The following is an 8,574-nucleotide window of genomic DNA, read 5'->3' on the forward strand; positions in this document are numbered from 1 at the left end:
ACGGCACTGAAGCGTCGTTCGCGAAGAAATTTCAGCACGCAGAGCTCGCAGAGGACCGCAGAGGACACTGAGACTAGAAATCCAGCGCTGTTCTCTGCGACCTCTGCGGTCCTCCGCGCACTCTGCGTTCGAACTGAAGCCTCAGCGAACGACCGCTACGCGCCCGTTAGCAGCCCCTCGCAAATCGAGAGGGGCCGCCCTCCACTCAATGCACCACGCGCCCGAACTGGAACTCGCCGTCCAGCACATCGACCGGGATCACATCCTTGGGGCCAAAGCGGCCTTGCAGGATGAGCTTGGACAGCGGGTTCTCGATGCGCTGCTGGATGGCCCGCTTGAGCGGGCGGGCGCCAAACACCGGGTCGAAGCCGACCTTAGCCAGCTCCGCCAGGGCGGCAGCGCTGACGTCGATCTTCATCTCCAGCTTTTCCAGACGCTGCTCCAGGATCTGCAGCTGGATCTTGGCGATGGAGGCGATGTTCTTCTCGTCCAGGGCATGGAAGACCACGGTCTCGTCGATGCGGTTGAGGAACTCGGGGCGGAAATGCGCCTTGACCTCGCCCCAGACGGCCTCACGAATCACCTCGCTGGACTCGCCAGCCAGACCCATGATCTGCTGAGATCCCAAGTTACTGGTCATCACGATCACGGTGTTCTTGAAGTCCACGGTACGGCCCTGGCCATCAGTCAGGCGCCCGTCGTCCAGCACCTGCAAGAGCACATTGAAGACATCGGGGTGGGCCTTCTCGACCTCGTCCAGCAGCAGCACGCTGTAGGGCTTGCGACGCACCGCCTCGGTCAGGTAGCCGCCTTCGTCATAGCCCACATAGCCCGGAGGCGCGCCTATCAGGCGCGACACCGAATGCTTCTCCATGAACTCGCTCATGTCCATGCGGATCAGGTGCTCTTCGCTGTCAAACAGGAAGCCGGCCAGAGCCTTGCACAGCTCGGTCTTGCCCACGCCGGTGGGGCCCAGGAAGAGGAAGCTGCCCAAGGGGCGGTTCGGGTCCGACAGGCCTGCGCGCGAGCGGCGGATGGCGTCGGCCACCGCGGTGATGGCCTCATCCTGGCCGACCACGCGTTGGTGCAGTTTCGCTTCCATCTGCAAGAGCTTGTCGCGTTCGCCCTGCATCAGCTTGGAGACCGGAATGCCGGTGGCACGGGCCACCACCTCGGCGATCTCCTCGGCGCCAACCATGGTGCGCAGCAGCTGCGGGCGCGCCGTGCCCTCCTTGCCTGATTTGGCCTTGCCGGACTCCTTGGCCTGGGCCTCCTTCAGGCCCTTTTCCAGCTCGGGCAGACGGCCATATTGCAGCTCGGCGACCTTGTTGAAATCGCCCTTGCGCTTGAGCTCTTCGATCTGCTGCTTGATGCGGTCGATCTCTTCCTTGACGTGGGCGCTGCCCTGGGCCTGCGCCTTCTCGGCGGTCCAGATCTCTTCCAGGTCGTTGTACTCGCGCTGCAGCTTGAGCAGCTCTTCCTCGATCAGCTCGAAGCGCTTGATCGAGCCCTCGTCCTTTTCGCGGCGCACGGCCTCGCGCTCGATCTTGAGCTGGATCATGCGGCGATCGAGCTTGTCCATCACCTCGGGCTTGGAGTCGATCTCGATCTTGATCTTGGCCGCGGCCTCGTCGATCAGGTCGATGGCCTTGTCGGGCAGGAAGCGGTCGGTGATGTAGCGGTGGCTCAGTTCCGCCGCGGCAATGATGGCCGGGTCGGTGATCTCCACGCCATGGTGGACCTCGTACTTTTCCTGCAGACCGCGCAAGATGGCGATGGTGGCTTCCACCGTCGGCTCATCGACCAGCACCTTCTGGAAGCGGCGCTCCAGGGCGGCGTCCTTCTCCACATACTTGCGGTATTCGTCCAGCGTGGTCGCGCCGATGCAGTGCAGCTCGCCGCGGGCCAGGGCCGGCTTGAGCATATTGCCGGCGTCGATGGCGCCCTCGGCCTTGCCCGCGCCGACCATGGTGTGGATCTCGTCGATGAAGAGAATCGTCTGGCCTTCGTCCTGGGCCACTTCCTTGAGCACCGACTTCAAACGTTCCTCGAAATCTCCACGGTACTTGGCGCCGGCCAGCAGCAAGGCCATGTCCAGAACCAGAACGCGCTTGTTCTTCAGGGAATCGGGCACCTCGCCGTTGACGATGCGCTGGGCCAGGCCTTCGACGATGGCGGTCTTGCCAACGCCCGGCTCGCCGATCAAGACCGGGTTGTTCTTGCTGCGGCGTTGCAGCACTTGGATGGCGCGACGGATCTCGTCATCGCGGCCGATCACCGGGTCCAGCTTGCCTTCGCGGGCACGCTCGGTCAGATCGAGCGTGTACTTCTTGAGCGCTTCACGGTTGCCCTCGGACTCCTGGCTGTCGACCTTCTGGCCGCCGCGCACCGCCTCGATGGCGGCTTCCAGCGATTTGCGGCTGAGGCCATGGCCACGCGCGATGCCGGCCAGATCGGTTTTGGCATCGGCCAGGGCGAGCAAGAACATCTCGCTGGCGATGAAATGGTCACCGCGCTTGGAGGCCTCTTTCTCGGCCGCCTGCAGCAAGGCCACCAGGTCGCGCCCGGCGCTGACCTGCTGGCCTTCGCCCTGCACCTGGGGCAGGCCGGCGATGATGCTGTCGAGCGCGGTCTTGAGCGCCGGTACCTTGACGCCGGAACGCTCCAGCAAGGCTTTGGGGCCGTCTTCCTGCGCCAACATGGCACTCAGCACATGGGCCGGCTCCATATACGGGTTGTCGCGGGTGACAGCCAAACTCTGGGCCTCGCCCAGGGCTTCTTGGAAACGGGTGGTGAACTTGTCTGCTCGCATGGTGTGAATCCTCCGTTGCAGGGACAGCTGAGGTCGATGACGCGGCTTTCAAGACAGCGGGGCTTGCGACCCAGGCTTCTAGGGGGACAGCTCCAGAGGACCGGCACAATGGCGCGCCGCACCCACGCTGCTCCTAAGACAAGCCCGAGCTGCCATGAACCCGCCCCTGCTCTACACCGCCAGCGTGCCCGTTTTTCAACGCTACCTCAGGCAGCTGGGTCTCATGCTTGATGCAGCTCAAGCGGAGCTCACAGCCGGCCGGCTGAGCGAGGCGCAGCTGCTGGAAGCGCGCTTGGCGCCGGACATGTTGCCCCTGCGCCTGCAGGTCGAGATCGCCGCTGGCTTTGTGCTGCGGGCCTGTGCGCCCTTGCAGGGCCAAGCCGTGCCGCCCTTGGGTACGCCCGACCCCGGCTTGGCTGGCCTGCAAGCGCTGCTGCAGGAAAGGCTGAGCTATCTCGACAGTCTCGTCGCTGAGTCTTTCCGCGAGGCCGAACTGCGCCAGATCAGCAGCGACGCCGGCCAAGCCCAGCTGCAACTGCCCGCCACCGAGTTCCTGCAGCACCTCGCTCTGCCCAACTTCTTCTTTCATCTGACATGCACCTACGCCCTGCTGCGACAGCTGGGCGTGCCCCTGGGCAAGCAGGATTTCGACGGCCTGCATCGCTACCGCTGAGGGCGCCAGCGCCCTGCTCTTGACGCCAAAAGCTGGGCACTGGCAAACCGCACCGGAGCCATATGACAGGGCCCTTGGGTCGCAGTGTCAGGCAGCACCTGTTCGCACGAAAAGAGCACCCGGCCCGCACATGGAGCCCATTCAATGGGCCTTCTGCTGTACTTGGAAACCCCATCGGTAGTTTCCATATTTCACAAATATATTTCTAGTATTCATTCAAAAAACATCTTCTAATGCGCAGCCATGGCGGGGCCTGTTGCTCGCGCCGAGCTAGGAAGGATGGATCGATGTCATCGCACGCTCTTGCGGCCTGGAGCCGCTTTCTTCGTCAAGCGCAGTCGCGTCGCCGGCCATGCGGCGCAGGTGGCAAAGCAGCCGACTCGCGGCGCCTAGGCCCAAGCTTGGCGATCCCCATTGCGCTGATGGCCGCGCTCAGCGGCGCGGCACATGCCGGCCGAACCGAGGAACATCGCCCACCCAGCAAACTCAACGCCGAGCAATCACTGGCCCGGACCGAGTTGCTACGCCAGAGCCTGCTGCCCAATGACCCGGGCCATGTGCGCCCGGGCGAACACGCTGCCAAAGTCGGCCTGCACCCGGCCCAATTGCCGCCGCGCCGCACCGACGAGCTCGTGCAGTACAAGCAGCGCCTGGGCGAGGAACAGGCCGAGCTGCCTTTCAGCGAACGCCCTGCGTGGGCGCGAGCCGCATTGCTGGTGCAAAACCCGCGCTTGAACGACAGCGGCTTGAACAATCTCAAGACGGCGACCGCCGGTGCCTCCTGCACCGGCCAGGACTTTGTGGGCAAGAGCGGCGCGGCCTTGATCAATTTCATCGACGCTGCGGACCTGCGCAACTGCATGTACCAGCTCTACTACGGCAGCGCAGCAGACTACCGCGCGGTGTTCTCCGACGCCAACATCATCCATGTCTCGAAGGCGCTGAAGGCCCGCGCCGCGCAATACCCCGGCAATGACAGCAACAAGGCGATGAATCTGCTGTCCTATCTGCGCACCGCCGGGTATTGGAGTTATATGTCCACCTACGGGGACCCGTCCAAGGGGATTCCCGCCGGCAGCCGCAGCATGATGAATGCGGCGCTCTCGGCCTTGCTGCAACTGAGCGCGGCCCCGCGCTTCATGGACCAGACCGAGGACAACGCCTACTTCGTCAGCGAGTTCTTCAAGACAGTACCAGCAGGCTGGGCCAAGTCCTATGCGCCGGTGGCCCAGCGCTGGCTGAACCAGGTGCAGCCTGCCACCACCAAGATCGGCTACTGGACCAACGACGCCATCTTGGGCGCGATGAACGTGCTGTATTACGGCGAGTACCAGGCCGACTACCGGGCCTCCGCTGGCGCCAAGCTCGACTACGCCCAAACGCTGAACGACTTTCTGACGCGCAATCGCTCGCTGGCCGGCAGCACCGAGGGCTACCACCTGGCCAATGCCATGGGCGAGATGATTCGCTTCGTGCAATACGCGGCGATGCAAGAGCAGGTGCGTTCGCTGGGCGTGAGCCAAGTGGCGAACTTCCCGGTCAACCAAGACAGCACGATTGAGGTCTGGATGCGCGCCGCCGCCATGGTGGACCAGTACGACGCCGAGCACTGCAGCGTCTACGGAACCTGCAATGGCTACGACACGATTGCGCAGCTGAAGCTGCCGATTCGCTATGCCTGCGGCAGCCAGTATGTGATTCGCGCCCAGGCGATGACGCCGGCGCAATTGGACAGCAGCTGCAGCAGCATCAGCCAGCAGACCGGCTACTTCCATACCCTGATGGGCACGCAAGCCGAACAGCCGGTGCCGGACGACCACAACAGCCGCTTGGAAGTGGTGGTGTTCAACAACTACGACCAGTACAACCGCTTCTCGGGTTATCTGTTTGGCAACAACACCAACAACGGCGGCATGTACCTGGAAGGCGACCCGGCCGACCCGGCCAATCAGGCGCGCTTCCTGGCCTACCGCGCCGATTGGTTGTCTGACTTCGAGATCTGGAACCTGAACCACGAGTTCACCCATTACCTCGATGGACGCTACAACCTGCGCGGCGCCTTCTGGGACTATCCGCTGGAACTGGGCGCTGGCGGCATCGCGAACTCGTCCGTCTGGTGGATCGAGGGCCTGGCCGAGTACGTGTCCTACAGCTATCGCCGCGCCTACGATGCCGATGCCACCTCGCGCGCCCAAACCGCGCCTGAGGCCCTGAGCACGGTGCTGAAGAACACCTACAGCAGCGGCCAAACGCGGGTCTACAACTGGGGCTATCTGGCGGTGCGCTATCTGCTGGAGCGCCAGCCCGAAAAAGACCGCAGCTTCTTGCCCCTGATGCGCGACGGCGACTACGCGGCCTACAGCCAGCAGATCAGCCAGATCGGCAACAGCCTGGACGGCGACTTCTCGCAGTGGCTGAGCGAATGCGTGGGTGGCGGCAAGATCGATTCGCCGCGCTGCCAGAGCTTGCGCCCGGGCACCCTGCCCTTGCTCACCCCGGCAGCCCTGGGGGAATGCAAGTTGGGCGCTGCCAGCCGCCTGGCCAATGGCTGCGCCAAGACCCTGGTTCCCGGCGCGACGATGCAGTTCTACATCTCCGCCAGCAGCTGGCCACAAACGCTGTTCACCCTGAGCCAAGTCAGCGGCAACGCCGACATCTACGCCCGCGCTTCCGGCTGGGCCAGCCCGAGCAGCTATGACGTGATGGCCAGCAGCCACGGCGACAAAGTCAGCATTCAGCTGCCGACTGGCCCAGGTGGCTGGAGCTATGTGACCGTGGTGCCACGCAGCGGCTTTGCCACTGCGACCCTGCGCGGCATGTTCAGCGAGCTGCCCTTCCCCGCCGGCAGCGCCCGTCCCAATAGCCAGACTGAGGCCGAGATCTCTGAGAGCTCGGTCAGCGAGAGCCCGTCAGCCCCTTGAAGCCAGCGCCGCCTCTACGGCCTCTCTTGGTCTGAGGAGGCGGGCGTCTCTCAACTCTCCGACATTGAAGAAAAACACAGCCCACCATGAAACTTCACACCCTGATCACCGCCCTGGCCACCACCGTCTTGAGCAGCCTGGCCGCGCAAGCCGATGTGCAGGTTTTCACCTCGCAAACTGCCTTTCAGGCCGCCAGCGGCTCACTGGGCATCGACCGCTTTCAAGACCTGAGCGCCGACGAAGCGCTGGACGGCCCGCTGCTGCGCCAAGCCGGCGCACACAGCTACCGCGTCAGTGCCTTGGACGGACTGGAAAACCAGTTCTACCCCACGGCCGGCGAGAACGGCGCGGTGTGGCTGTCAAGCAACCGCGTCGGTGCCCATCTGCTGTTTGACAGCTTTGCGGGCTCGCTGCGCGCCATCGGTGGCAATTTCTTGGCGACCACTTACAGCGGCGAAGCCTGGCCGGCAGCCCGCCTGACCCTCACCTTGACCGATGCCCAGGGCAGCACGACGCAAGAGCTGGACCTGAGCGGCCCCTCTAGCATCAGCTTTCTGGGTTTCGTCAGCAGCAGCAGCAGCCTGCTGAGCCTGGACATCTCGGTGTCCAGCAGCAGTTTGGCCGTTTTCCCCACTGTGGAGAACTTCCAGCTGGGCCTGGCCGCTGCGGTGCCCGAACCCAGCAGCGTTGCGCTGCTGCTGGCTGGCCTGCTCTTGCTGCCTGCGCTGAGCATGCGCAAGTCCATGAAGTGATGAACTCAGGCAGCCGGGCCCGATGCTGGAAGCAGCTCAAGCCGAGCTCACATCCGGCCGGCTGATCGAGGCGCGGCTGCTGGAACTGCCCGCCAGCGAGTCGCTGACGCACTTCGTGCCTGCCCAGCTTCTCCTTTCACCTGAGCCGCTCCGACACGCTGATACGCCGAGCCTTTATGGCACTGGGCCAGCAAGACTTTGACGGCTTGCCTCACTACCGCTGCCCCATTTCCCCGGGCAGCGCTGAATAGCGGCCGCCTCGGCCCTCCAGCGCGGGAGCGCTGACACCCTACTGCTTCTCACCCCTAACTTGAAGTTCGTCCGGCCCTGACGAGGCTGCGGCTCGACCGTCTCTGAGGGGTCGGCGCTCCACCTTCTACTGCCACTCCACGCCGACGCCCATCCGCACTGCCTTCACCACAGGGATCATCATGAGAATCGAAGCACGCATTCCATCTCACAATCCATCGAAGAAGCCGATGCCCATGCGCTTGAGCCCCGTGCTCCTGGCCTCCTTGCTGGCCTTGGGCAGCGCCGCCCCGGCTCACGCGCTGGACTACGTCTGGCTGGGCGGAACGGGCAATTGGCTCGATACGAGTAAGTGGTCCTTGCTGGGTCTGCCGGGCTCGGGGGACACGGCGACCCTCAACACTGGGAGCGCTGTTTTGGACAACGAGCGCTTGCTGGGTCGGCTGGTCCTGGCCGGCGGCAACCGCGGCGGCAGCGGCTTGCTCACCAGCGGCGCCCTGACCTTCGTCTCCGGCTCCCTCTTCGGCCCCGGCACCACCACCATCACCGGCGCCGCCAGCTTCACCGGCACCAACAACCAAACCGTCGATGCCACCCACACCCTCAACCTCAACGGTGGCGCCACCTGGTCCGCCGGCAACGGCACCATCTCCACCAGCACCGATGCCCGCATCAACGTCGCTACCGGCACCAGCTTCGTCGACGCAGGTGCGCTGAGCCCCTCCGGCAGCCGCTCTCTGGCCTACTACGGCAACGGTAGCTTCAACAACGCCGGCAGCTACGAACGCAACGGCCTGGGCACCACCAACGCCTATGGCTTCAACAACAGCGGCACGCTCAAGGTCAACGCCGGCAATCTGGTCATGCGCTCGGCCTCCACCTCCACCGGCCAGATCCAGATCGCCAGCGACGCCCTGCTCGACTACAACGGCGGCAACTCCACCATCTCCGGCAGCATCAGCAACGCCGGCCTGCTGCGCCAGAGCGGCGGCAACCTCACCCTCACCGCGGCCGCCACCATCAACGGCGCCCTGCAACTGGACTACGGCAGCTTCTACAACGAGGGCAGCCACGGCGTGGCCAGCCTCGGCCTGGCCGGCGGCAACCGCGGCGGCAGCGGCTTGCTCACCAGCGGCGCCCTGACCTTCGTCTCCGGCTCCCTCTTCG

General features: G+C 64.5%; 5 protein-coding genes. 4 read left to right on the plus strand and 1 reads right to left on the minus strand.

From position 1 onward, the window contains the following. Positions 1-205 precede the first annotated feature (205 nt). Positions 206-2,812: an ATP-dependent chaperone ClpB gene (clpB, locus tag LNV28_RS18780; protein ID WP_263519186.1), complete on the minus strand. Its 2,607-nt coding sequence runs from the start codon at positions 2,810-2,812 to the stop codon at positions 206-208. Between the two features lie 154 nt (positions 2,813-2,966). On the opposite strand from clpB, the gene LNV28_RS18785 reads away from it, so the two are divergent. The 4 genes from LNV28_RS18785 to LNV28_RS18800 all read left to right on the plus strand — a co-directional run. Next, positions 2,967-3,485, plus strand: coding sequence for a DUF1993 domain-containing protein (locus LNV28_RS18785; protein ID WP_263519185.1), 519 nt, complete (start codon positions 2,967-2,969; stop codon positions 3,483-3,485). Positions 3,486-3,886: 401 nt separating this feature from the next. Beyond that, complete coding sequence (locus tag LNV28_RS18790; RefSeq protein WP_263519184.1) at positions 3,887-6,406, plus strand: M9 family metallopeptidase; 2,520 nt, start codon at positions 3,887-3,889, stop codon at positions 6,404-6,406. A gap of 86 nt (positions 6,407-6,492) precedes the next feature. Further along, a complete protein-coding gene (locus tag LNV28_RS18795) occupies positions 6,493-7,158 on the plus strand; it encodes a PEP-CTERM sorting domain-containing protein (RefSeq protein WP_263519183.1) in 666 nt (221 codons plus the stop codon). 485 nt (positions 7,159-7,643) lie between these two features. Continuing rightward, a partial coding sequence (locus tag LNV28_RS18800; protein ID WP_263519182.1) for a hypothetical protein occupies positions 7,644-8,574 on the plus strand: 931 nt, incomplete at its 3' end.

It is taken from the genome of Paucibacter sp. DJ2R-2 (assembly GCF_025717675.1).
GTDB lineage: Bacteria > Pseudomonadota > Gammaproteobacteria > Burkholderiales > Burkholderiaceae_C > Paucibacter_A.

What these genes read in the sequence shown, in the direction of transcription:
- clpB (WP_263519186.1), bottom strand. Translation starts at nt 2,812, where the DNA reads ATGCGAGCAGACAAGTTCACCACCCGTTTCCAAGAAGCCCTGGGCGAG.
- LNV28_RS18785 (WP_263519185.1), top strand. Translation starts at nt 2,967, where the DNA reads ATGAACCCGCCCCTGCTCTACACCGCCAGCGTGCCCGTTTTTCAACGC.
- LNV28_RS18795 (WP_263519183.1), top strand. Translation starts at nt 6,493, where the DNA reads ATGAAACTTCACACCCTGATCACCGCCCTGGCCACCACCGTCTTGAGC.